Annotated in this window: 18 protein-coding genes; 3 read left to right on the top strand and 15 right to left on the bottom strand. The window is 69.7% G+C overall.

The window, feature by feature from the left end; genetic code table 11:
* Positions 1–120: 120 nt before the first annotated feature.
* Together MKK75_RS26925 and MKK75_RS26920 are read right to left on the bottom strand one after the other, a co-directional pair.
* Positions 121–1,587: a methyl-accepting chemotaxis protein gene (locus MKK75_RS26925; RefSeq protein WP_244045549.1), complete on the bottom strand. Its 1,467-nt coding sequence runs from the start codon at positions 1,585–1,587 to the stop codon at positions 121–123.
* Entirely contained in the window at positions 1,584–1,952 is a 369-nt protein-coding gene (locus tag MKK75_RS26920; protein ID WP_244045548.1) for a hypothetical protein, read from the bottom strand. Before MKK75_RS26920 ends, MKK75_RS26925 begins: the two co-directional genes overlap by 4 nt.
* Before the next feature lie 556 nt (positions 1,953–2,508).
* Between MKK75_RS26920 and MKK75_RS26915 the strand changes: the two genes are divergently transcribed.
* Complete coding sequence (locus MKK75_RS26915; RefSeq protein ID WP_244045547.1) at positions 2,509–3,639, top strand: serine hydrolase domain-containing protein; 1,131 nt, start codon at positions 2,509–2,511, stop codon at positions 3,637–3,639.
* Here the strand turns inward: MKK75_RS26915 and MKK75_RS26910 are convergent.
* From MKK75_RS26910 to MKK75_RS26895, 4 genes are all read right to left on the bottom strand, one after another.
* Positions 3,636–4,796, bottom strand: coding sequence for a M20 family metallopeptidase (locus MKK75_RS26910; protein ID WP_244045546.1), 1,161 nt, complete (start codon positions 4,794–4,796; stop codon positions 3,636–3,638). The two genes, MKK75_RS26915 and MKK75_RS26910, sit on opposite strands and share 4 nt — an antisense overlap.
* Before the next feature lie 168 nt (positions 4,797–4,964).
* Positions 4,965–6,791, bottom strand: a complete 1,827-nt coding sequence (gene glmS / locus MKK75_RS26905; protein ID WP_244045545.1) for a glutamine--fructose-6-phosphate transaminase (isomerizing) — start codon at positions 6,789–6,791, stop codon at positions 4,965–4,967.
* A gap of 100 nt (positions 6,792–6,891) precedes the next feature.
* A complete protein-coding gene (locus tag MKK75_RS26900) occupies positions 6,892–7,818 on the bottom strand; it encodes a bile acid:sodium symporter family protein (RefSeq protein ID WP_244045544.1) in 927 nt (308 codons plus the stop codon).
* Between the two features lie 376 nt (positions 7,819–8,194).
* Positions 8,195–9,448: a cation:proton antiporter gene (locus MKK75_RS26895; protein ID WP_244045543.1), complete on the bottom strand. Its 1,254-nt coding sequence runs from the start codon at positions 9,446–9,448 to the stop codon at positions 8,195–8,197.
* A 111-nt stretch (positions 9,449–9,559) separates the two neighbouring features.
* Between MKK75_RS26895 and MKK75_RS26890 the strand changes: the two genes are divergently transcribed.
* Positions 9,560–10,876: a DUF2254 domain-containing protein gene (locus MKK75_RS26890; RefSeq protein ID WP_244045542.1), complete on the top strand. Its 1,317-nt coding sequence runs from the start codon at positions 9,560–9,562 to the stop codon at positions 10,874–10,876.
* 475 nt (positions 10,877–11,351) lie between these two features.
* On the opposite strand, the gene glmU is transcribed toward MKK75_RS26890, so the two are convergent.
* From glmU to MKK75_RS26855, 7 genes are all read right to left on the bottom strand, one after another.
* Positions 11,352–12,728, bottom strand: coding sequence for a bifunctional UDP-N-acetylglucosamine diphosphorylase/glucosamine-1-phosphate N-acetyltransferase GlmU (gene glmU / locus MKK75_RS26885; RefSeq protein ID WP_244045541.1), 1,377 nt, complete (start codon positions 12,726–12,728; stop codon positions 11,352–11,354).
* 67 nt (positions 12,729–12,795) lie between these two features.
* On the bottom strand, positions 12,796–14,367 hold the full coding sequence (gene rpoN, locus MKK75_RS26880; protein WP_244045540.1) for an RNA polymerase factor sigma-54: 1,572 nt from the start codon (positions 14,365–14,367) through the stop codon (positions 12,796–12,798).
* A 482-nt stretch (positions 14,368–14,849) separates the two neighbouring features.
* Complete coding sequence (locus MKK75_RS26875; RefSeq protein WP_244045539.1) at positions 14,850–15,230, bottom strand: hypothetical protein; 381 nt, start codon at positions 15,228–15,230, stop codon at positions 14,850–14,852.
* Between the two features lie 4 nt (positions 15,231–15,234).
* The gene (locus MKK75_RS26870) at positions 15,235–15,465 is read right to left on the bottom strand and encodes a hypothetical protein (RefSeq protein ID WP_244045538.1); all 231 of its coding nucleotides are present in this window, start codon (positions 15,463–15,465) and stop codon (positions 15,235–15,237) included.
* A 104-nt stretch (positions 15,466–15,569) separates the two neighbouring features.
* Positions 15,570–17,156, bottom strand: a complete 1,587-nt coding sequence (locus MKK75_RS26865) for a glucan biosynthesis protein (protein ID WP_244045537.1) — start codon at positions 17,154–17,156, stop codon at positions 15,570–15,572.
* Positions 17,157–17,459: 303 nt separating this feature from the next.
* Entirely contained in the window at positions 17,460–18,125 is a 666-nt protein-coding gene (locus tag MKK75_RS26860; protein ID WP_244045536.1) for an SCO family protein, read from the bottom strand.
* A gap of 437 nt (positions 18,126–18,562) precedes the next feature.
* Complete coding sequence (locus MKK75_RS26855) at positions 18,563–18,910, bottom strand: ArsR/SmtB family transcription factor (protein ID WP_244045535.1); 348 nt, start codon at positions 18,908–18,910, stop codon at positions 18,563–18,565.
* 106 nt (positions 18,911–19,016) lie between these two features.
* Here MKK75_RS26855 and MKK75_RS26850 point away from each other — a divergent pair, with 106 nt between their 5' ends.
* Positions 19,017–19,763 carry a glucose 1-dehydrogenase gene (locus MKK75_RS26850; RefSeq protein WP_244045534.1) on the top strand — a complete coding sequence of 249 codons (747 nt, stop codon included), beginning with the start codon at positions 19,017–19,019 and terminating at the stop codon, positions 19,761–19,763.
* A gap of 95 nt (positions 19,764–19,858) precedes the next feature.
* On the opposite strand, the gene MKK75_RS26845 is transcribed toward MKK75_RS26850, so the two are convergent.
* Both MKK75_RS26845 and MKK75_RS26840 read right to left on the bottom strand, forming a co-directional pair.
* Positions 19,859–21,445: a putative bifunctional diguanylate cyclase/phosphodiesterase gene (locus MKK75_RS26845; protein WP_244045533.1), complete on the bottom strand. Its 1,587-nt coding sequence runs from the start codon at positions 21,443–21,445 to the stop codon at positions 19,859–19,861.
* 245 nt (positions 21,446–21,690) lie between these two features.
* Positions 21,691–22,935 (bottom strand): O-antigen ligase family protein, encoded by a 1,245-nt coding sequence (locus MKK75_RS26840; RefSeq protein WP_244045532.1) that lies wholly within the window; start codon positions 22,933–22,935, stop codon positions 21,691–21,693.
* Positions 22,936–23,007: the final 72 nt, after the last annotated feature.

Raw genomic sequence — 23,007 nt, 5'->3', positions numbered from 1 at the left:
TCGCGATTGGCCGCACGCGACCGCGTCGTTCGGGGCACCCATTCCGGGCTCGACATGCATGCCCGATCGGGCGTGCCAGGATGGGCGGACGTCCTCCCGCGAGCCGGGCGGACCGCCGCCTCAGGCGGCGCGGACCGAGGCGAGGAAGCGGCCGACCTCCTGACCGAGCGTGTCGAACTCAACCGAGAGCTCCGAGGCAGACGCCAGGAGGCTGCTGGCGGTCGCCCCGGTCGCCTCGACGGCGCCGGCCACGGTCGACACGGTCGAGCTCACGGCGCCGGTGCCGGCTGCCGCCTCCGCGACGGTGCGGACGATGCGCTCGGCGGCGGCGCCCTGGTCGCGCACGGAGGCGGTGATCTGCGTGGCCAGGGCGTTCATGTCGCGGATGTGGACCGTGATCCCGTTCACCGCGACGACGGCCCGCTGCGTCGAGGACTGGATCCGCCCGACCTGCGTGGCGATGTCCTCGGTCGCCTTCGCGGTCTGGCCGGCGAGTTCCTTTACCTCTGCCGCCACGACGGCGAAGCCGCGCCCGGCCTCGCCGGCCCGGGCGGCCTCGATCGTGGCGTTGAGGGCGAGCAGGTTGGTCTGGGCCGCTACCGTCGAGATCAGCGCCACCACGTCGCCGATCCGCTCCGCGGCCGCGCTCAGCTCCTGAACGAGCGGCACCGCGTCGGCCGCTTCCGCGGCGGTCCGGCTGGCGAGGTCGGCAGAGCCGCTCACCTGCCGCTCGATCTCGCCGAGCGACGCCCCGAGCTGCGCGGTCGCCGCGGCTGCGCTCTCGGCCGCGCGCGCCGCGTCCCCGGCCGAGGCGGCCACGTCCGACGACCGGCGCGCCGAATCGGTCGCCGTTTCCGACATGTCGGCGGCCGCGCTGCGCAGGCTCGTCGCCGCGCTGGAGACGTGGTCCAGAATGCCGCCGACGGTCGTCTCGAAGGTCCGGGCGAGCTGTTCGGTCGCGTTGCGCCGCGCCGCCTCCAGCGCGGCCTGGGCCGCCCCGGCTTCCCGCTCCAGAACGCTAGCCCGGGCCAGCTGCGCCTGGGCCTCCATCTCCGATTCGCCCAGGGCCCGGAAGGAGTTGACCGTGGTCCGGCAGACCCAGATCAGCACGGCGGCCTCCACCACGACGATCACCGCATGCAGCACGACGCGGCCGAGGTCGCCGGCGGCGTGCGGGAAGATCAACGCCGGCATCGCCAGATCGAGGGCGAGGTGATGGACCGCGGTGGCGGCCGTGGCCGCCAGGATCACGCGCCAGTCGCACCAACCGACCAGCACGGCGAGGCAGGCGAAGAAGTACATGTGCAGATCGATCTGCCAGGGATGCCCGGCGAAGACGATCAGGAAGATCGCCGCCATGCCGATCAGTGCGACCCCGCTGACGATGCGCGTGGCCGCGCCGATCGGATCCTGCCACCAGAGCAGGGTCGCCGTCCCGGCCAGGATCGCTGCGGCCACGACCGGGCCCGGCGTCGGCAGGCCGCCTGTCAGCGCGGACTCGGCGCCCGCGATGACCAGCCCGTGCGCCCACAGGATCGCGATGAGGGAGCGGCCGAACTTCAGCCGCAGAGCGTCGAGGTGGTTCATCGGTCCGAGTTTCCGGAGGCGGGTTGCGTATTGCGGGGGGGCGTACGGGCTTGGTCGGCACGGCCGCAGCCGCCGGCGACGCCGCCGTCGAGGACGAGCCGCGCCCCCGCCTCATAGAGGCGGCCGACGAAGCCGGCGCTGTCGGAGCGGGCGATCAACACGTTCGGCCGCCCACCCCGGTTCAGGATCGAGCCCCCCGCCTCCGCGACCATGCGGACCAGCTCTCCGGTATCGGATCCCGCGCGGCCGACGAGGGCCACGGTTTCGGAGCGGGGCATCGCCACCAGCGCCAGGGGCGTAACCAGGGCGACGGTGCTTCCGAGTAGGCCGAGCCCAACTTGGGATCGTATTCGTTCAATAAACATCGGAGATTTTCAGCCCGCTGCCGCCGTCATACCCGCACACGACTGGAGCGAATGCTGAAACGAAGCATGACATCTTGAAGATCAGGGGTGCATTGATCGGATGATCCGAACGAGACGATTCTAGCGCGACAAATCTGACATATCGTGACCATGTAACGGAGTGTGATAAAATATAATTGTCATTGCGTAAACGAACGATCATTCTGGTGGCGACTCGTTTCAAAAGTTATTTGGTTGTAATAATTCGAGTACAACTATAAAATTGACTTTGTAAGGAAACGAATACGAAGTATCGCGATATTTACCGCCACGATCATGTCACTTCAGGTGTCCGACGATTCCAGTCATGGGGTGGGTCGAGCCCGATCGGCCAACCGCTCCGCCGGCAGGCGACCCGTTGCTGCCGCATTCGCAGCTCGCGGCGGGCTTTCCTTTCGGTCGGCGCCGTGGGACGCCCAAGTCCGGAGGCCGTCCCGCGCCGATCGGCCGAGGGGCACTCGCGTGACCGGCTCCGCAAGTGCGGTAGCGGTCCGCGCCTGGATGGTGGAGGTGAGGCGTGGAGCAGAGACTGGCGCCGTCTTGGCCGGGGGAGACGTGGGAACAGGGCGATCCCGCCGCAGCCGGCTTCGATCCCGGGCGCCTCGCGGAGGCGGTCGCCTATGCCGCGGCGCACGAGAGCGCGTGGCCGCGCAGCCTGTACTATCCGGATGGCCGCTATGTCGGGATCGTCGAGTGGAACGAGACCGGGCCGTGGAGCGCCATCGCGGGGCCGGTGCGGGAGCGGGGTGGCCCGGCCGGCGTGATCCTGAAGGGCGGCCGCCGGGTCGCCGCCTGGGGCGATACGGCTCGACCCGACATGACCTTCTCGATCGCCAAGAGCTACCTCGCTGTCCTGGCGGGCCTTGCCCACGATGACGGGCTGATCCCCGACGTGGACGCGCCGGTGCGCGACAGCGTGCCGGATCCGCTCCTCGACGGCCCGCACAACGGCGCGATCACGTGGCGGCACCTGCTTCAGCAATCGAGCGAGTGGCAGGGGACGCTCTTCGAGAAATCCGATCAGGTCGACCATTTCCGGCAGATCGGCCCGGGGGCGGACAACAGCCGTAAGGGCGAGAAGCGGGCGCTGAAGCCGCCGGGCACCCACTACGAGTACAACGACGTGCGGGTGAACCTGCTGTCCTACTGCCTGATGCGCCGCTTCGGCCGTGCTTTGCCGGAGGTGCTGCGCGAGCGGATCTTGGATCCGATCGGCGCCTCCCGGGACTGGGCGTGGCACGGTTACGACAACGCCTGGGTCGAGATCGACGGGCGACGGATCCAGTCGGTTCCGGGCGGCGGCCATTGGGGCGGCGGCCTGTTCATCGGCGCCGACGACCATGCCCGCTTCGGGCTGCTTATCGCCCGCGGCGGCGCCTGGGACGGGCGACGACTGCTGTCGGAGCGCTGGATCCGCGCCATGCTGACCCCATCGCCGACGCTCGCGAGCTATGGCTATCTCTGGTGGCTGAACCGGGGGCCGGCCGCCAAGCCGCTCCTCTCCGCCGCATCGTTCAGCGCGCTCGGCGCCGGCAACAACGTGATCTGGTGCGATCCGGACCGCGACCTCGTCGCGGTGCTGCGCTGGATCGACAAGGGCGCCGTCGACGGGTTCCTGTTGCGCCTCGTGGAGGCTTTGCGGGCTTAGCCGATCGTCAGCGCGGCGATGGTCTGCGCCATCGCCCGCGCCCGGGGCACGAGGCTTCCCACCTCCAGGTACTCCTCAGGCGAGTGGGCCTTGCCGCCGACCGGCCCGACGGCGCAGAGGGTCGGGCAGCCGACGCTGGCGGTGAAGCCGGAATCGGCGCAGCCGCCCGCGAACTCGCCCTCGACCGGCCGGCCCAGCCCCGCGCTCACCTGAGCGTAAGTCTCGAACAGGGCCCGGGCGCCTTCGTCCTGCACCAGTGGCAGGAACTCGCCCTTGATGGCCAGGTGCGCAGTGGTGCCCGGGACCGTGGCGGCCGCCACGATGGCGGCGATCCGGTCCATGGCCTCCGCGCGGTCGGCCGGGGTGACGTAGCGCAGGTCGATCTCGCAGATGGCCCGGGGCGCCACGGTGTTGACCGACTGGCCGCCGGAGACGAGCCCGACATTCACCGTGATGCCGCGGTCTAGATCCGTGATCGCGTGGAACGCCACGGTCTTGTGGGCCAGTTCGAGGATGGCGCTGCGGCCATCCGCGTAATTGCCGCCGGAATGGGCCGCCTTGCCCAGCACGTCGAGCTGCATGAACACGCCGCCCTTGCGGCCGGTGACGACGTTGCCGGTCGGCCGGCCCGGCTCGGAATTCAGCACCGCGCGGGCGCCGCGTGCGGTCTCCTCGATGATCGGCCGGCAGGCCGGCGAGCCGATCTCCTCGTCGCTGGTGAACAGGCCGACCAGCGGCACCGTCGCCCCGCCGGCCCGGTGATAGGCCGCCAGCACGAAGGCGTTCATCACGAGCCCGGCCTTCATGTCGGCGACGCCGGGGCCGTAGGCGCGGCCGTCGGCCACGTGGAACGGGCGGCGCGCCACCACGCCCTTCGGGAAGACCGTGTCGCGGTGACCCATCAGCACCACCGGCCGGTTGCCGCCGCCGGAGCCCGCGACCTCGGCCTTCAGAGCATCGCCGTAGCCCTCTACCGGGATCGTGGCGACGGGGATGCCCTCGCCGGCCAGGAACGCCGCGATGCGGGTGCCGACCGCGTCCACGCCCGGCTTGTCGTAGGAGCCCGAATCGATGTTCACGAGCTCTTCGAGGAGCGCCAGCATCGCGCCCTCCTGCCCATCGAGCCAGCGGAGTGCGTCGGTCTGACGTGCGGTCATGCGGAGCCTCGTTCCGGAATCAACTGAATTGCGCGAACCGTCTTCGCGCGCCCAGCGAAGCAAGCCAGGCGCGCGTGTAATCCGTGAACCTCGCGCCGACCGGATTGCTTCGCTCCGCTCGCAAAGACGGCGCCGTATCCAGACACACGCGGATGCGATCGGCCGCGCCTACTCCACCGTCACCGATTTTGCGAGATTCCGCGGCTGGTCGACGTCTTTCCCCATGAACACCGCCGTGTGATAGGCCAGCAGCTGGATCGGCACCGCATAGACGATCGGCGCCACGGTGGCGTCGAGCGCCGGCATGGTGAAGGTCGCGAGCGTCTCGAGCCCGTGCTCGGCCGCGCCCTTGGCGTCGCCGATCAGGACGATCCGCCCGCCGCGGGCTGCCACCTCCTGCATGTTCGAGACCGTCTTCTCGAACACCGCGTCGTGGGGCGCGATCACGATCACCGGGACGCTCTCGTCGATCAGGGCGATCGGCCCGTGCTTCAGCTCGCCCGCCGCGTAGCCCTCGGCGTGGATGTAGCTGATCTCCTTGAGCTTCAGCGCGCCCTCCAGCGCCATCGGGTAGCTGGTGCCGCGCCCGAGATAGAGCACGTCCCGCGCCTTCGCGACCTCACGGGCGAGGCCCTCGATCGCGCTCTCCTGGGTCAGCGCCTCGGCCATCAGGCCCGGCGCCTTGATCAGCGCGTCGACGAGACGCCGCTCGCCCGCCGCGTCGAGGGTGCCCCGCGCCCGGCCAGCCGCGATGGCGAGGCACAGCAGCACGGTGAGCTGGCAGGAGAACGCCTTGGTCGATGCCACGCCGATCTCCGGGCCGGCCAGTGTCGGCATCACCACGGAGGATTCCCGCGCGATGGTCGAGGTCGGCACGTTGACCACGCTCAGCGTGTGCTGGCCCTGCGATTTCGCGTAGCGCAGCGAGGCCAGGGTGTCGGCGGTCTCGCCCGATTGCGAGATGACCAGCGTCAGCCCGTCTCGCTCGAGCGGCGCCTCGCGGTAACGCGCCTCGGAGGCGACATCGATCTCGACCGGCAGGCGCGCCACCTGCTCGAACCAGTACCGGGCGACGAGGCCCGCGTAATAGGCCGTGCCGCAGGCGGTGATGGTGATGCGGCTGAGCTTGGCGAAATCGAAGGGCAGCGCCTCGGGCAGCATCACCCGGCCCTGCGCCAGGTCAACATAATGGGCGAGCGTGCGGCCGACGACCTCCGGCTGCTCGTGGATCTCCTTTGCCATGAAGTGGCGGTACTCGCCCTTGTCGATCCGGTAGGCCTGCGTGGCGATCTTTTGGCGCGGGCGCTCGACGGTGGCGCCCGACGCGTCGCGAATCTCGGCGCCGTCGCGGGTCAGGATCGCCCAGTCGCCTTCGTCGAGGTAGGTGAGTGCGTCGGTGAAGGGGGCGAGCGCCAGGGCGTCCGAGCCGAGATAGGTCTCGCCCTCGCCGAACCCGACCGCGAGCGGGGCGCCGTGCCGGGCGCCGATCAGCAGGTTCTCCTCACCGGCGAACAGGAAGCCCAGCGCGAAGGCGCCGCGCAGCCGCGGCAGGGCGGCGGCCACCGCCTCCACGGGGGCCATCTGCCGGTCCATGTTGCGGCTCACCAGCTGGGCGATGACTTCGGTGTCGGTCTCGGTCTCGAAGACGACGCCGTCGGCCTCCAGCTCCTGCTTCAGCTCGCGAAAGTTCTCGATGATGCCGTTGTGCACGACCGCCAGTCGCTTCGTGGCGTGCGGATGGGCGTTGGTCTCGTTGGGCCGGCCGTGGGTCGCCCAGCGGGTGTGGCCGATGCCGATCGTGCCGGTGAGCGGCTCCTTCGCGAGCCGCGCTTCCAGATTGACGAGCTTGCCCGACGCCCGGCGCCGCTCCAGCCGCCCGTGCTCCAAGGTGGCGATGCCGGCGGAATCGTACCCGCGGTATTCGAGCCGCCGCAGCGCCTCGATCACCTCTCCCGCCACCGCGTCGCGCCCGACGATGCCGACGATGCCGCACATGGGATTGTCTCTCGCTCTGTGGCCGGGATCGCCGCGCGGACGCGCCGCGCAAGGTCCGGACCGTTCGCTCAGGCCCAAGCCAAGCGTGACGTGTACCGGATCAAGGCCGTTCAGGGCCAGCCCCGGCCAGACCGCGGCTCGACCAGTAGCTGGCCAGCACCGAGCCCGACAGGTTGTGCCACACGGAGAAGACCGCCCCCGGCAGGGCGGCGAGCGGCGAGAAATAGAGCTTGCCGAGGGCCGCCGCGAGGCCGGAATTCTGCATGCCGACCTCCAGCGCCAGGGTGCGGCAGGTGCCCTCATCGAAGCCGAGCAGGCGCCCGCTCCAGTAGCCGCAGACCAGACCGGCTCCGTTGTGGAGCACCACCGCCAGCAGCACGAGGGGCCCGACCGCGGCGATGCTTCCCCGGCTGCCGGCCACGACGGCGCCGATGATCAGCAGGATGGCGGCCATTGAGATGGCGGGCAACGCGCGCTCGACGCGTCCGACGAGGCGCGGTGCGAGCTGGTTGAGCGCCAGTCCCAGGGCCACCGGCGCGGCCACGATCTGCGCGAGGCTGGCCAGGAGCCCCGCCACGTCCACCGGCACGGCGGCGTCGACGTAGAGGCGCACCAGAAGGGGCGTCGCCACGAGGCCGACCAGCGTCGAGGCCACCGCGACCGTGACCGACAGGGCGACATCGCCGCCGGCGATGTAGACCATCAGGGTGGAACTCGTGCCGCTGGCGACGCTGCCGACTAGAACCATGCCGGTCGTGAGGTCCGTGCCCATGCCGAGGGCGTGGGCGATGGCCCAGGCGGCGGCGGGCATCACGAGGTAATGGACGACCACGCCGGCCGCGACCGGCGCGGGGCGGGCCAGGATCCGCCCAAAATCCGCGGGCCGCAGCGTCACGCCGAGGGCGAACATGATCACGGCCAGCAGGACGGCGACGTGCGGGAGTATCGGGAGGAACGCGTCCGGCGCGACATAGGCCGTGGCCGCAGCCAGGACGGCGCAGACGGGAAACAGGCGGTTAAGCAGCATCGTGCGGGCCGATGTCCGGGGAGGCGGCGGCCGTGTCCCAGCTGCGCCGAAGCCCGTCAAGCGTGGGCCGCCCCGCGGGCCCCGCTGTTGGATCCGAGCCTGCCGCCGCCGGGGCGCGGCGGTCTTCCCGGCGCCGCCGGATCGACGGGTTGCCCGGGCCACGCGCGGGCGGCTGTCCGCAGGGCGGCCATCGGGTGTATGCCGAACGCGAGATCCGAGGGGAACCAGCTCTCGACGCCTGAACCGGAACCAGACATCCCGTCGCCGACCCGAGCGAGTCACTTCGTCTATCGTGCTGCTCGCCAGCGCGGGGACGTCGAGCCGCGCGGAGTAGAATTCAATTTCTGTAGCGAGGATAAAGAGATTTCGGTTCGACTTACTTCGCGTGGAGGGTCCGCCGCGCCACGAAGCGGAGGGTCGAGCCCTGGACGACGATGGTGAACAGCACCACCGCATAGGTCGCGGCCAGGATGGCGGGCTTGGCTTCGCTCTCCGGTATTGAGAGCGCCAGCGCCACCGAAATGCCGCCGCGCACGCCCGCCCAGGTCAGGAACGGTACGTTGCCGAAGGAGAGGTGGCCGCCCCAGCGGAACAGCAGGACAGGCGCCGAAACCGCCACGACGCGGCCGAGCAGCACGATCGGCACGGCGCAAGCGGCCAGCGTCAGCCCGGCGACCTGAAAGCGCAGGACGAGGACCTCCAATCCGATCAGGAGGAACAGGACCGAGTTCAGCACCTCGTCGATCAATGTCCACAGGGCGGATACGTACTTCTGGGTGTTGTCACTCATCGCGTAGCGCGGGGCGCGCTCGCCGACGAGCAGCCCGGCTGCCACGACCGCGAGGGGGCCGCTCGCGCCGAGCTTCTGCGCGAGCGCGTAGGTACCCGTGACGAGGGCGAGCGTGATCAGCACCTCGACCGGAAAATCGTCGATGGCCCGCATGGCCCGGTAGGCGGCGTAGCCGGTCGCCACGCCGAGGGCGAGGCCACCGCCCGCCTCCTGCAGGAGCAGCCGCGCGACGCCGCCGGCCTCCGTCGCCTCGCCGCCCGACCCGGCCGCGAACGCGACGAGCACCGTGAACAGGACGATGCCGATGCCGTCGTTGAACAGGGCCTCGCCCTGCATCTCGATTTCGAGGGCCTCCGGCACCTCCACGTTCTTCAGGGTCGCCAGGACCGCGACCGGATCCGTCGGGCTGATCAACGCTCCGAACACCAGCGCCCAGGGCAGCGGCACGGGGCGGCCGACGAAGTGCCCCGCGGCCCAGAAGGCGCCACCGACGAGCGCCGTCGAGATCAGGGTCCCGACGAGCGCCAGCGTCGCGACCGCAACGGCCCGGTCGCGCAGGGCCCGCAGATCGAGGCTCATCGCCCCCGCGAACAGGAGGAAGGCCAGCATGCCGTTCATCACCACCTCGGTGAAGTCGACTTGCTCCAGGATGCGGGTGAGATCGCCGTAGAGGTGCTGTTTCGGGAAGACGACGTCGAGGCTCACGAGGGCGAGCGAGGCGAGCAGCCCCATCACCAGGAGGCCGATGGTGTGCGGCATCCGCAAGAAGCGGCGGTTGAGCCAGCCGAACAGGGCCGACAGCGTCAGCAGCATCGCCGCGAGGTCGAAGATCGAGATCAAGGGAGGTCCTTCCCGCCCGCGGCCTTCCGGGCCGCCGCGTTCGATGTGCCACGACCGGAACGCCCCTACGTGCCGTCCGTTGCCGGCGTCGGAAGGTATCGGTCCGCAACGATGAACGCGCGCGTCAAAGCCTGGCTCGAGATCCTGGGCGACCTGTTCTGGCTCCGCCCGGCCCTGGTCGTCCTCGGCTGCATTCTGCTGGCCCAGTTCGGGGTCTGGCTGGAAACGGCCCACGTCGCCGGCTACGACACCTCCTCGCCCGACGCGAATTGGGGTTATTCCGGCGGCGCCGAGGGCGCGCGGGCGCTGCTCAGCGCTATCGCCTCCTCCAACATCGGGGTCGCCGGCACGACCTTCTCCATCACGATTGCCGCGCTGACCCTGGCGTCCGGCCAGATGGGTCCCCGCCTGCTGCGCAACTTCATCCGCGATGCCCGCAACCAGACGGTGCTCGGCATCTTCCTCGGGACCTTCGCCTACGCCCTGATGGTCCTGCGTACGGTGCGCACCGTGGAGGAGAACCCGTTCGTCCCGCACCTCGCCATCACCGGCGCTCTGGTCCTGGTGCTTGTCGCGGTCGGCACGCTGGTCTGGTTCGTCCACCACATCGCCACCAGCATCAACGTCGAAACCGTGGTCGACGTCGTCCAGCAGGATCTCTGCAGGGCCATCGCGAGCCATACCCGCGACGCGCCCGGGGCCGTCCGCCCCGCCGACGCGCCGACCGGACATGCCGTCGCCACGACCCGGGGCGGCTATGTCCAAGCCATGGACGATGCAGCGCTGGCGGACTGGGCCGATGCGAACGGGGCCATCGTCACCTTGCGGGTGCGGCCGGGCGACTACGTGCCTGTTGGATATCCGATCGCCTTCCTGTCGACGGAGGTCGAAGGGGCCGAGACCACCATCCTCGACGCGCTGAGGCTGGGCCGCCGTCCCGCCGCGCTCCAGGACCCGGAATACTCGGTCCGGCAGTTGGTGGAGATCGCGGTTCGCGCCCTCTCGCCCGGCATCAACGACCCGTTCACCGCCGGCAGCGTGGTCGACCATCTCGGCGATGCCCTGTGCCGGATCGCTCCGCGGCACCTCCCGACCGGGGTGATGCTCCGGGGCGGCCGAGCCGTACTCGTCCGTCCAGTTACGGACTACGACGGGCTGTGCGACGCCATGCTTCACATGATCCGGCAGAACTCTGCCGGCTCGGTCCACGTCCTCGGCCGGATGCTCGACGTCCTCGCCCGCGTCGCCGAGGTCGAGAGGCTGCCGGATCGGGTGGCCGAACTCTCCCGGCACGCCGGTCTCGTCATCGCCACCGCCCGCCGCGAAGTCGCCGACCCGTCCGACCTCGCCGAACTCGAAGACCGCTATCACCGGTTCCGCGATACCACGTCGGGCGATGGCTACGGGGCTTCCGATCGGGAATGTTGAGGCCCGTGCCGCAACATCTGCGGATCACCGTGTTCAACCCGTAGCGCCGCATCCCGCAGGTCGTGCAGCGGGAACGCACGGCGCGGCTGCTCCGCACCCCGTGAGCGAGGCGGACGAACACGGAAGTCAGCCGGGCCGTCGGTCCCGGTCGGGGAATGTCTACTTAATTCGCCGATGGCCGTGTCCCGACGTATCGCCCGAGGAGCGGCCCGTCCGCTTCCCGACCCGCTCGGATGGAGGGGCGGTTCCCGCCGATTGGCCGGAAACGGACCTTCCGGACTCCGGACAGGGCTCGTCCCTAACCCTGCCCTTGTCTGCACGGGAGAGGGGACCCGCGCCACATTCGGCGGGGATGGCGTGACTGTCGTCGGCCGTCGGCAGGCCAACGCTTCATCCGCTCAGGTCCTTGTTCGGCCCCAGGGTTCATCTCAGATTCGGAGGCCGCTTTCGCGGAATCTGCTCGGGCCAGCGCGTCTCAACGCCCGCCGCGCAAAGCCTTCTCGGCGAGCAGCGCGGCCCGCTTCAGCTTCGCCCAGCCGGGCTTGACCGCCTGTCGGCCGCGGGCGACGGCCATGGCGTCCGCCGGTACGTCGGCGGTGATGACCGAGCCCGACGCCACGTAGGCCCCCTCCCCCACGGTCACCGGGGCGACCAGCGCGGAGTTCGAGCCGATGAACGCGTGGGCGCCGATCGTGGTGCGGTGCTTGAGCACCCCGTCGTAATTGCAGGTGATCGTGCCGGCGCCGATATTGGCTTTCGCTCCGATCTCGGCATCGCCGAGATAGGTCAGGTGCGCGGCCTTGGCGCCGGCGCCCATGTGGGCGTTTTTCAGCTCGACGAAGTTGCCGAGTTCGGCGCCGCTCTCCAGCAGCGCATGCCCGCGCAGGCGCACGAAAGGCCCGATGCGGACGCCCGCCTTCAGCTCGGTCTCTGTGAGATGCGCGAAGGCCCGCACGGTGCAGCCGTCGCCGACCCGCACGCCGGGTCCGAACACCACGTTGGGCTCAACGATCACGTCGCGCCCGAGCACCGTGTCGTAGCTGAGGAACACCGTCTCGGGGGCGATCAGGGTGGCGCCGCCGAGCATCGCGTCGCGCCGAAGCCGGCCTTGGATCGCCGCCTCGGCGACGCCGAGCTGCACCCGGTCGTTGACGCCCTGCGCCTCGGCCTCGTCCACCGGCACGACGGTGACCGCGAGTCCGTCCGCCACCGCCAGCGCCACGGCATCCGGCAGATAGTATTCACCGGCGGCGTTATCGTTGCCGATGCGGGTGAGCAGGCCCAGCGCGTGCCGCCCGGAAAGCGCCATCAGCCCGGCATTGCACAGGGTCACGGCCCGCTCGGCCTCGCTCGCATCCTTCTCCTCGCGGATCGCCAGGACGCGGCTGCCCTCGGTGAGCACCCGCCCGTACCCGGTCGGGTTCGCGCCCTCGAAGGCCAGCACCGCCACCGCCGCACCGTCGGCCAAGGGCGCGCGCAACCGCAGAAACGTCTCGGCGGTGATGAGCGGCGTGTCGCCGAAGGCGATGACCAGGTCGTCGTCGGGACCGGCCAGCACGTCCCGGGCGGCCAGGACCGCGTGGGCCGTGCCGAGCCGCTCTGCCTGCGGAAAGACCCGCGCGCCGGGGGCGGCCTTCGCGATCTCGGCGGCGACGTCGTCGCGGCCGGGCTCGGCCACCACGGCGATCCGGCCGGCACCGGCCGCCTGGACCGCCGCCAGGACATGGCCGAGCATGCTCCGGCCGGCGATCGTGTGGAGCACCTTCGGCAGGTCCGAGCGCATCCGCGTGCCCTTCCCGGCCGCGAGCACGATGGCGGTGAGGCTGCGCGTTCCTGTTCCGGTCGGTGTCATCGCGAGTCCAGACGTCGGGATGGGGCGCCACCGATGGGCCGGACCCGCCCGCCGCGCAAGTCCGGACTCAGCGCAGCGCCAGCGCCGCGTGGTGGGCCGAACCGTTGGCGAAATGCTCCCGGCGGCGCTCGATCGAACTCGGGATCCGTAAGGATTCCCGATACTTCGCCACCGTCCGCCGGGCGATGTCGATGCCTTCGCCGCGCAGCTTCTGCACGAGCGCGTCGTCGGAGAACACGTCGTCCGGCGTCTCGCCGTCCACGAGTTGCTTGATCCGGTGGCGCACGGCCTCCGAGGAATGGGCCGCCGCGCCGGCCGCCCCCGGGATTGCCGCGGTGAAGAAGTACTTCATCTCCAGCGTGCCGCGGCTCGTGCCGATCGCCTTGTTGGAGGTGACCCGCGAGACGGTCGATTCGTGCATGCCGATCGCTTCCGCCACCGTCTTCAGGTTGAGCGGGCGCAGGTGCGCGACGCCGTACATGAAGAAGCCGTCCTGCTGTCGCACGATCTCGGTGGCGACCTTCAGGATCGTGCGGGCGCGCTGCTCCAGGGAGCGCGTGAGCCAGTTGGCGTTCTGGAGCGCTTCCGACAGGAAGGCCTTGTCGCCCTCGGCGGTCGCGCCGCGCACGACCCGGGCGTAATAGCTCTGGTTCACCAGGACCCGGGGCAGCGCCTCGCTGTTGAGTTCGACCAGCCAGGACCCGTCCGGCGCCGCACGCACGAACACGTCCGGGATCAGAACCTCCGCGGCGCTCGAGCCGAAAGCTCGGCCGGGCTTCGGATCGAGCCGGCGGATCTCGCCCAGCATGTCGACGAGATCCTCGTCGTCCACGCCGCAGAGCCGGCGCAGCGCCCCGAAATCGCGCTTGGCCACGAGATCGAGGCGCGAGACCAGCGCCTGCATGGCCGGATCGAACCGGTCACGCTCGCGCAACTGGATCGTCAGGCATTCCGCGAGGTCGCGGGCGGCGATCCCGGGCGGGTCGAAGGTCTGCACCAGGCTCAGGACCCGCGCCACGGTCTCCGTTTCGGCGCCCAGGCGCTCGGCCACGCCCTCGACCGATTCGCGCAGGTACCCGGCCTCGTCGACCGCATCGATCAGGAAGCCGCCGATCAGCCGCTCCTTCGGGTCTCGCGTTGCGAGGTCGAGCTGGCTCGCGAGATGGTCCCGCAGGGAGGTCTCGGCCGTGAGGGTAGCCTCGAAATCCGGGGCCTCGGCGTCGAAGCTGCCGCCGGTGCTGCCGTAGGGCGGCGGCGTCAGCGAGAGCATGTCGCCGCCGCCGACCTCCCGCGCCTGGACCGGCACCTCGTCGGGGAAGACGTTGTCGAGCCGCGTATCGAAATCGCTCTCGATCTCGCCCCGGCTCGGATCGAGATCCGATGAGAGCCAGGGTTCGGGCTCGGCCGCCTCGAAGCCGTCTCCGGCTCCGTCCTCTGCGTAGCCGGGTTCGGCCGGCTCGTCGGCACCGGCGGGCTCGGTTTCCGCCCGTTCAAGGAGGGGATTCCGTTCCAGCTCGGCCTCGACATAGGCGGCGAGGTCGAGCTGCGAGAGTTGGAGAAGCTTGATCGCTTGCAGGAGCTGCGGCGTCATCACCAGGGCTTGGCCCTGACGTACTTCCAGCCGTTGCACCAAACTCATGCGGGGCCCCGATGCCTTCCTGCGCGGTTCGCCGACAGCCGCCGAGGGACTGGCGGCATGAATTTTGCTTGGGTCAGTCTGTCCTCTCTAGCCCGATCGCGGCGGCGCGTCAAAGCGTGTGCGCGACGATCCTGCTCCCACGAATGCCGTCGAACGAATCGCGCACTGAACATGACGCATTTCACGTCGTCGCAGGCAACCTAGAGGTTTCCCTTCAACGAAGCTTTGCGCGCCGATCCCGTTGTCGGACCGAAAGTCCGTAGCAAGTTATCCCCATCTCGATCCGTCGCGATTGTCCGATTGCAGACGCTTTGAACGCCGGACACACTATCAGCTCGCATTCATGAGACGTTCCGAGCCCGGTTCGAACGCTGTCCTGGCTCACGAGGGTAAGCCTACGGCCGTACGTCTTGTCCTGCGTAAGCCTCGATGGATGAACACAATCGTCTTCTGACTGCTCTGTCCGTGTCGGACCGGGCGGCTCACCAGCCGCAATTCGGGACCGGCGGCTGAGCTTTCGCGAGCGCCGACTTCTCGATCTGCACCATGGCCCCCCAGGCGTATTTCTGAGCGTAGGGCGTGACGTTCGTGAATAGGCACCCGAGCTGGAAATGGGTCGCGCCCATCTCGCCCGAGAAGGCCATGCAGTCCACGAAGGTCCAGGTCTTGGGGACCGGGGTCATCGAGCGCCAGCGCGGCATCGCCACCGGCGAGCAGACCTTCACGGCGCCGGTCGCCGCATCCGCGTTGAGGGCATCTCCGGGCGCCTGAGCCGCCGCGGACCAGACGGCCGGGGCGAACGGGAGAAGCGCGGCGCACGCAGACAGGCGCGCGCAGGCGCGGAGACGGTCGTATCGCATCATCGGGTCAGTGCATCGTCCGCCAGAGGGTCGCGAGGATCGCGAAGCCGACGAGATTATACAGGATCGCCCAGAGCCAGACACCCAGGACGGCGCGGCTCGGCTGGCGCGGCCTCTGGCGGCCGAGCCGCGGGCGGTGCCGGTCCTCCGGCGTCGGCCAGATCGCGCTCTTGGGGGCCCGGAGCAGGCGCGTCAGCGTCTCGGGCAGGTTCGGGCCGGGCGGTCGTTCGCCGTTCATGACGGCCTCGGAGGCGACGGGCGAGCCGGCCTCCAGGCCGACCCATGCCGGGCTTCTACAGGGGGCGGACCGGACCCGGCAATGCGGCCCGCACGGCCGGTCGGTCAGAGGACCGTTCCGGGGGCCTCCGGGTCATAGCGATATGCCCAGGTCTCGGAGAGCAACCGGTCGCCGGATTTGAGCTGCAGCCGCATCTCGACCGGCTCCGGACCCTCGGCATAGACTTTGAAGAAAACCCGCCACGGGCTCGGCTTGCGGTAAGGCGCCCAGGTGGCGCCGACCTCCTCGGCGCTGCCGCGGGAGAGCGTCAGCGCGACGGCGGCCGTCTCCGGATCGAGTCCCGCCAGGGCCGCGCCCTCGAATTCCAGCACGAATTGCCGCACGAGGTCGGCCCGGCCCGGGCGGCGGTCCGCATCGGCGAGCCAGGATGCCTTCGTGGCGCGGGTGGCGACGCAGCGGGCGAGATCGGTCGCGACCGGCTCCTGCACGGTCCAGCGCAGGCGGTAGGCGAAGCTGCGCGTGTCTCCGGCCTTCGGCGGGTCGGCCGGCACCCACATCGCGCCGATGTTGTCGTCGGTCTCCTGATGCGTCGGGATCTCCACGAGCTGGACGCTGCCCGGTCCCCAATCCCCCTGCGGCTCGACCCAGATGTCGGGCCGGTTCTCCTCGAACCCGTCGTCGATGTAGTGGTCGAAGACGCGGTCGCGCTGGAGCAGACCGAACCCCTTGGGCGCGCGGTCGGCGAAGGCGCTGACGCTGAGCCGCGGCGGGTTGTTGAGCGGGCGCCAGATCAGCTCGCCGGCCCCGGTCTGCATCAGCAGACCGTCGGAATCGTGGACCTCCGGCCGCCAGTCGCTGGCGACGAACCGGCTCATCCCCTCCGAGTACCACAGCATCGAAGTGAGCGGCGCCATCCCGAACCGCTCGACCTTCCGGCGCATGTAGAGCGTGCAGGCAACGTCGATGACGACGTGCGGCGCCTTGCGGGCGACGAACCGGTAGGCGCCGGTCAGGCTCGGCCCGTCCAGCAGGGCGAGCACCGTGACCGCGCCCTCTACGGCCGGGCCGACGTAGAATCGTGTGAAGATCGGGAACTCTTCGGTCTTGCCGGGTCCGGGCGCCGTGTCGATGGCGATGCCCCGGGCCGAGGCGCCGTACTGCTCGCCGTCGCCGGCGGCGCGGAAGTAGGAGGCGCCCAGGAAGGCCAGCCAGTCGCCGTCGTCGCCGGGCTGGCCGGCCGGGAATTTCTGGTAGCGGAAGCCCGCGAAGCCGGCGCCGTCCGGCACGTCCTTGGCGGGGTTGCCGGGCGGGTAGGTGAACAGGTCGTGGCTGTAGAGCACCGGGCGGGCCTGTCCGCCTTCGAGCGCGTAGACCTGCACGGGGTGCCGGAAGAAGTTGCCGAGGTGGAAGAAGGTCACCGGGTATTGGCTGTCGGCGTAGAGCGCCCGGGCGGGCGGATAGCGGATCTCCTGAAGCGGCCCGTACGTCAGGGCGTCGAGCGCCTTCGCGGCCGGTGCCTCCGGCGGCGGGGCATAGGGCCGGTCCCGCACGCTGCGGGCGAGGTCCTTCAGCCGGTCGAGATCCATCGGCTCGGGCGGGCCCAGGCGCGGCCCGGCGGCGGCGCGCGCGGGCTCTGGGAACGGCGCGAGAGCGAGGAGCCCGAGGGCGGTCAGGACGCGACGCGTGATCAAGCGAGTGCCTCGGCGATTCGGCCGGGCCTTGAGGCCGGCGTCGCCGTCTAAGCAGACTTGCGCAGGCAGGCCAAACGGGACGCGACAGCACCGCGTGTCAGGTTCATCGGGTGATCCGACCCAGACCCCCGATCCGGAGGCAACCGCGATGCGGGCCTCGAAGGAGGGCTCCAGCCGGCCGCGCGACTCCTCGGGGGCTCCTTCGAGGCCGCGCTGCGCTCCGGCACCTCACGATGAGGGTGTTGATAGAGATCCAACTTTTGGTTGCAGGCCGGCACCTTGGTCGTCGGGTCAGACGGGCTCTCAGCTCCGCGGGCCGCAGGTGTCCGTTGCGCCGTTCGCCGACCAGAGATCGGCCCCGCCGCCCGGGGCGCACTGCCCCGGCAGCGCCAGGGTGATCAGCTTGGACAAAGCCCGATCCTCATCCTCACCGTAGCCGATCTCCCCGACCATGCGGCCATTCCTGTCGAACAGCGCGACGGTGGCCGAATGCTCCATCGTGTAGTCGCCGTCCTTCATCGGGATGCGCCGATAGGCGACGTGATACGCGTCCGCCATGCGGGCGACCTGATCCGGCGTGCCGACGAAGCCCCGGATGCGCGGATCGAACGTCGTGAGGTAATCGCGCAGCGAGTCCGGCGTGTCGCGCTCCGGGTCCAGGGTGACGAAGACCACGTTGAGGCGGTCCGCGTCCCGGCCCATCCGGTTGAGGGCCGCCGACAGGGTGGCCAGCGTCGTCGGGCAGACCTCCGGGCAATGGGTGAAGCCGAAGAACAGCGCGGTCGGCTTGCCGAGGAGATCGGCCTGGCTCACCGGACGGCCGTCGAGATCCGCCATGGCGAAGGGACCGCCGACCTTGCGCGGATGGCTGAATTGCGAGCCTTGCTGAGCGACGATCGCCCCGGTACCGGCGGCGACCGCGCCGATCAGGGCGGCGGAGGCGATGAGGGCGAGCGGGCTCGGTGCCATGCTGTGACCTGCGACGACGCGTCGATGCCCGCCATATGGGATCCCCGTCGACCGGCGCGATGGCGCGCGGGGTCGCAATCCTGGGAACACCCATAGGGGCGGCCGGTCGGTTGGTCGAGACCGGTGCCGCGGCGCTGCCGGCACCCTGCGTCTCCCTCCCCCCCCCGTCCGGGCTACGATGTTCACGAAGCTCCGGCGAACACCGAGGCTGGCGATGGAGCGCGACCGGCCGTCTTTCCCGTGCGGGAGAGGGTCGGGGTGAGCGACGAGAATGCGCAGGAGCACGCGCGTTCGGCGCGCCAAGTCCGAATTCGTCACACCCCTCACCCGGCTCGCTGCGCGAGGAGACCTCGCCCGTCCGGTGAGCGGTCCCGCGCCTGGACCGGACCAGATGGCGTTCTCGTCGTGTCCTAGGTGGCCTACCGACGCAGATCTGCTCAGGACGGTGGCGGCTCGTCGTTCAGGGAGCGCGCGTAGGCATTCATGATCGCGGGCAAAAGACCGGGAAAACGCGCTTCCACTTCGAGGATCCGCGAGTGGTTGCGCATTTCGGTGCCGTGGCGTTCGCACCGGATCAGTCCGGCCTCGCGCAGCACCTTGAAGTGGCTGGAGAGCGACGATTTCGGGATGACCCTGTCGCCGAGCGCCGAGACGGCCGAGCAGGCCTCGACGCAGCCCTCCCGCGTGATTCTGGCGAAAATGGCCGCGCGCGTCGGATCGGACAGCGCATGGAGGATCGCCGCCGGCTGGACATCCTCGACCGCGGGATGAAACAGGGGCCTCATCTTTCTTCTCTACCGCGCTTGAACCGCGATCCCATAGTTCCGAAATTCGGAACTATGGGATCGCGGCACTCGGACCGAGGCCGGCCCATGGAGAAGGTTGGCGCGCATGTCAAAGCTCGATGGGAAGGTTGCCGTCGTGACCGGTGCCTCGAAGGGGATCGGTGCGGCGATCGCCAAGACCTTGGCGAAGAACGGAGCGGCCGTCGTGGTCAATTACGCGTCGAGCAGAGCCGGCGCGGATGCGGTCGTCGCGGCGATCACCGCGGCAGGCGGCAAGGCCGTTGCCGTGCCGGGCGACGTCTCCAAGGCTTCGCAGGCGGATGGATTGATCGAGGCCGCCGTCGAACGGTTCGGCCGGCTCGATATCGTGGTCAACAATTCCGGCGTCTACGAATTCGCAGCGATCGCCGACATGACCGAGGAGCAGTACCGGCGCCTGTTCGACGTCAACGTCCTGGGCGTCCTGCTGGTGACACGGGCTGCGGCCCGGCATCTCGGTGAAGGCGGCAGCATCGTCAACATCTCGTCGGTCGTCACGAGCGTCAACATGCCGACCACGGCGGTCTATACCGGGACGAAGGGCGCGGTGAACGCGATTTCGGGCGTTCTCGCCAAGGAACTGGCGCCGCGCAGGATCCGGGTGAATGTGGTGAGCCCCGGTTACGTGGTGACCGAAGGCACCCATGCGGCAGGCGTTGCCGGCTCTGAGATGGAAGCCGATCTGGTCGCGCAGACTCCGCTCGGACGCGCCGGCCAGCCGGACGACATCGCCGAGGTGGTGGCATTCCTGGCATCCGACGAGGCCCGCTGGGTCACCGGTGAGGTGATCTCCGCCAGCGGCGGCACGCGCTGAGCTGCCGCTTGCGACCGGAACCCCGCTCGGGCTGAACGATGCCCCGGCCCCTGAATGCCGGGCCGTGCCCGATCGCGACGCGGTCGGGCACACGGTCAGGAGGCGCGCGCGAACGCCTCTTGCGGCATCGGACGGTGCGCCGCCGTCCCCACCTTGAGCACGTCGTCCATCTCGGCCTTGGGCATGGCGTGCCCGAACAGGTAGCCCTGCCCGAAATGGCAGCCCTGGTCCGACAACCAGTCGAGGCTGGCATCGGTCTCAATGCCCTCCGCCGTCGTGGTGAGGCCGAGGCTGGTGCCGAGCTTGATGATCGCGTCGACCAGCTTGGCGCGCTCGTCGCTCATCGTGATGGCGTCGACATAGCTCCGGTCGATCTTCAGCTTGTCGAACTTCAATTCGCGCAGGTGGTAGAGGCTCGAATAGCCGGTGCCGAAATCGTCGAGCGCGATGCGCACGCCGAGCTGCCGCAGCGACAGGAGCGTCGCGCGCGTCGCCTCCAGATCCTGGATCAGGGCGCTCTCGGTGATCTCCACCTCGAGCCGCTGCGGCGGGAAGCCGGTTTCAATCAGGATCGCCAGGATCCGCTGGGCCAGCCACGCGTCCTGGAACTGGTGCGGGGCGATGTTGACCGCCATGATCAGGTGGGAGGGCCAGGCTCTGGCATCGAGGCAGGCGCGGCGGATCAGGTTGTAGCTGAGATCGGCGATCATCCCGGTCTCCTCGGCGACCGGGATGAACTCCGAGGGGCCGATCAGGCCGCGGACCGGATGGCGCCAGCGCGCCAGCACCTCGACGCCGACGATGTCCTTCTCGGGCAGCGAGACGACGGGCTGGTAGAAGGGCTCGATCGCCCCGGTCTCGATCGCGACCCGCAGCTCCGATTCCGTCCGCGCCCGGGCGCGCAGTTCCTCGTCCATGGCGCTGCGGAAGAAGCGGTAATTGCCGCGCCCGTCCTTCTTGCCCTGGTACATGGCGAGGTCCGCCGCGTGCAGGACGGCGTCGGAATCCACGTGCTCCGCGGCTACCACGGCGACGCCGACGGTCGCGCCGACCTTGAGGTCGTTCTGGTTCCACGAGACCGGTTCGGAGATCGTGGCGATCACCGCCTGGGCGAGGCGCGTGAGGCCCTCGCTGCCGTGCTCGACCGGGACCAGCATGGCGAACTCGTCGCCGCCGAGCCGGGCCGCGACGCCCCCTGCGGGCAGGAGGTGCTGTAGCCGCTCGGCCACGGCGCAGAGCACCGCGTTGCCGGCCGCGTGGCTATAGAGGTCGTTGACCGGTTTGAACCGGTCGAGGTCGATCAGCAGCACGGCCGAGGACGGCTCGGTCCCGACGACCGCGTGGGCCCGGGTGACGGCATCGATGAAGCGGCGCCGGTTGGCGAGACCCGTGAGGCCGTCGTGCCGGGCGATCGCCTCGGCCTGGGCGGCCGCCGCGTCGCGCTCCAGCATCAGGCGGCGCAGGAGGATCGACTTGCGCACCACCGCGCCCCACAGCGCCACGCCCATGCAGGCGGCCAGCATCAGCAGGTCGTTGAGATGGTACACGGATACGAAGCTGCTCAGGGAGTCGAAGGTCCCGAGATTGACGCCGACGAACCAGATTCCGGTGCCGATGATCAGGAGGCACAGTGTCTCGTACAGCTGACCCCGGCCCCACGCGTTCGACGTTTCGCTCGGCATGTTTTGCGTCCAACTTTTGACACTGCAAGAAAGCATGCCAATCACTAAAAGGCTGTGAATCCAATTATCATCAAGTCGTTCCGATATTCATGGACGACCATCGATTTCGTTGCGACGAATTAACCGCGATCTCAAGCCGCCTCGATTCGGCGAGACGCCCGCGCCACGGCTTCGGGGGTGGCCTCCGCATGCGCGGGCGCGACGGGTTCCAGGTCGCGTCCAGAACCCCCGATCTCCCCGCTGCGTCAGCGCCCGTCCTGCGGGGTCGGTTCGGGCGACCGGGCGAGCGAGGCCAAGATGAACGCCATGAAGAACAGGAAGTACTGGTTGACCGAGAGTTCCTCGAACATCATCGACGGGATCAGGAACAGGGCGCTGTAAGTCAGGAACGGGCCAAACCGTCCCGGTGCCGACAGGATCCGCACCAGCCCGGCGATCAGCAGCAGGGCCACCGCGACGCCGTTCTGGAGCGCCAGCGAGACGAAGCCGTTATGCGGCGTCACGAGGCCGGTCAGCGCCTTCAGCTCTTCCCGGCGGGCGATCTCGCCGACGCCGAACGGGTAGGCGACGACGAGGCGCAGCGCCGTGATGCCGGAGAGGAACCGCTCGTCGAAATTCTCCGACACGTTGTGATCGTCCGCGAACCGCCGCTCGATCGCCTGCGCCAGCTTGTCGGGCAGCGGGATCTCCCCGGTCACTGACCACACGATGACGAGGACGCCCAAAATCCCGAGCACGCTCAGGACCATGGAGGCCTTGAGGTCGCGCCGCATCAGAAGGGCGAAGACGATGAGCGGCATGAACAGGCCGGCCCGGTTGTTGGTGAGCGGGAAGCTCGCCATCAGGGCGGCGAAGTACACGAGGTAGATCGCCTTCATCCGGTGGCGCAGGCTCAGGATCAGCGCCGCGACGCCGCCCAAGGCGAAGACATGGCCGGTCTCGTTGCCGGACGCCCAGAGCCCGCCCTGCTTGTCCTCCACGAACAGTTTCAATTCCTCGTCGAGACCGTCGGTCGGGACCGCGAGGCCGAAGCGCTCCAGCGCCATGCCGGACGAGGCGAGCATCAGCACCGCCAGGGAGGCCAGCAGGCCCGCGAGCAGCCCGAGGCAGAAGGCGTCCTCGACGCGCGTGTCCGCGAACAGGACCAGCAGGATGAAGGCCTGCACGACGTAGAGCAGCAGGACGAGCGTCAGGTAGACGTCGCCCGCCTGCTTGTGCGCCTTCAGCACCATCGCGATCCCGACGAGCGCCAGGATCCCGGCGAGCGGCGCGGCGCTGCGCAAGGCCTCGGCGATCACGGGACGGCGAAGCCCGAGCCAGGGGATGAGCAGGAACGGCAGCAGGTCGGACAGGCGCTGGAACGGCAGCCCGAAGCTGGAGGTCAGCACGTTGAGCTGGAGCGCGGCCCCGAGCAGGAAGACGGCCGCGCGCTGGGTCCCGACGGAGACCGCCGGAACCCCTGCACTGATCGGCACCGCCTGTCCTGCCATCGTCCCGATCCGTTCGAAGCGCGCCGATTCCCGACCGCCATCCTGGCGTACAAAGGTTGGCGGAGGGTGGAG

Origin of the sequence: Methylobacterium sp. J-030 (assembly GCF_022829545.1) — a bacterium.
In the GTDB taxonomy this organism is placed as follows: domain Bacteria; phylum Pseudomonadota; class Alphaproteobacteria; order Rhizobiales; family Beijerinckiaceae; genus Methylobacterium.
This window is presented reverse-complemented; position numbering and strand designations above follow the sequence as displayed.

What these genes read in the sequence shown, in the direction of transcription:
- glmS (WP_244045545.1), bottom strand. Translation starts at nt 6,791, where the DNA reads ATGTGCGGCATCGTCGGCATCGTCGGGCGCGACGCGGTGGCGGGAGAG.
- MKK75_RS26855 (WP_244045535.1), bottom strand. Translation starts at nt 18,910, where the DNA reads ATGAGGCCCCTGTTTCATCCCGCGGTCGAGGATGTCCAGCCGGCGGCG.
- MKK75_RS26920 (WP_244045548.1), bottom strand. Translation starts at nt 1,952, where the DNA reads ATGTTTATTGAACGAATACGATCCCAAGTTGGGCTCGGCCTACTCGGA.
- rpoN (WP_244045540.1), bottom strand. Translation starts at nt 14,367, where the DNA reads ATGAGTTTGGTGCAACGGCTGGAAGTACGTCAGGGCCAAGCCCTGGTG.
- MKK75_RS26890 (WP_244045542.1), top strand. Translation starts at nt 9,560, where the DNA reads ATGAACGCGCGCGTCAAAGCCTGGCTCGAGATCCTGGGCGACCTGTTC.
- MKK75_RS26850 (WP_244045534.1), top strand. Translation starts at nt 19,017, where the DNA reads ATGTCAAAGCTCGATGGGAAGGTTGCCGTCGTGACCGGTGCCTCGAAG.
- MKK75_RS26860 (WP_244045536.1), bottom strand. Translation starts at nt 18,125, where the DNA reads ATGGCACCGAGCCCGCTCGCCCTCATCGCCTCCGCCGCCCTGATCGGC.
- MKK75_RS26900 (WP_244045544.1), bottom strand. Translation starts at nt 7,818, where the DNA reads ATGCTGCTTAACCGCCTGTTTCCCGTCTGCGCCGTCCTGGCTGCGGCC.
- MKK75_RS26925 (WP_244045549.1), bottom strand. Translation starts at nt 1,587, where the DNA reads ATGAACCACCTCGACGCTCTGCGGCTGAAGTTCGGCCGCTCCCTCATC.
- MKK75_RS26875 (WP_244045539.1), bottom strand. Translation starts at nt 15,230, where the DNA reads ATGATGCGATACGACCGTCTCCGCGCCTGCGCGCGCCTGTCTGCGTGC.
- MKK75_RS26870 (WP_244045538.1), bottom strand. Translation starts at nt 15,465, where the DNA reads ATGAACGGCGAACGACCGCCCGGCCCGAACCTGCCCGAGACGCTGACG.
- MKK75_RS26910 (WP_244045546.1), bottom strand. Translation starts at nt 4,796, where the DNA reads ATGACCGCACGTCAGACCGACGCACTCCGCTGGCTCGATGGGCAGGAG.
- MKK75_RS26845 (WP_244045533.1), bottom strand. Translation starts at nt 21,445, where the DNA reads ATGCCGAGCGAAACGTCGAACGCGTGGGGCCGGGGTCAGCTGTACGAG.
- MKK75_RS26840 (WP_244045532.1), bottom strand. Translation starts at nt 22,935, where the DNA reads ATGGCAGGACAGGCGGTGCCGATCAGTGCAGGGGTTCCGGCGGTCTCC.
- glmU (WP_244045541.1), bottom strand. Translation starts at nt 12,728, where the DNA reads ATGACACCGACCGGAACAGGAACGCGCAGCCTCACCGCCATCGTGCTC.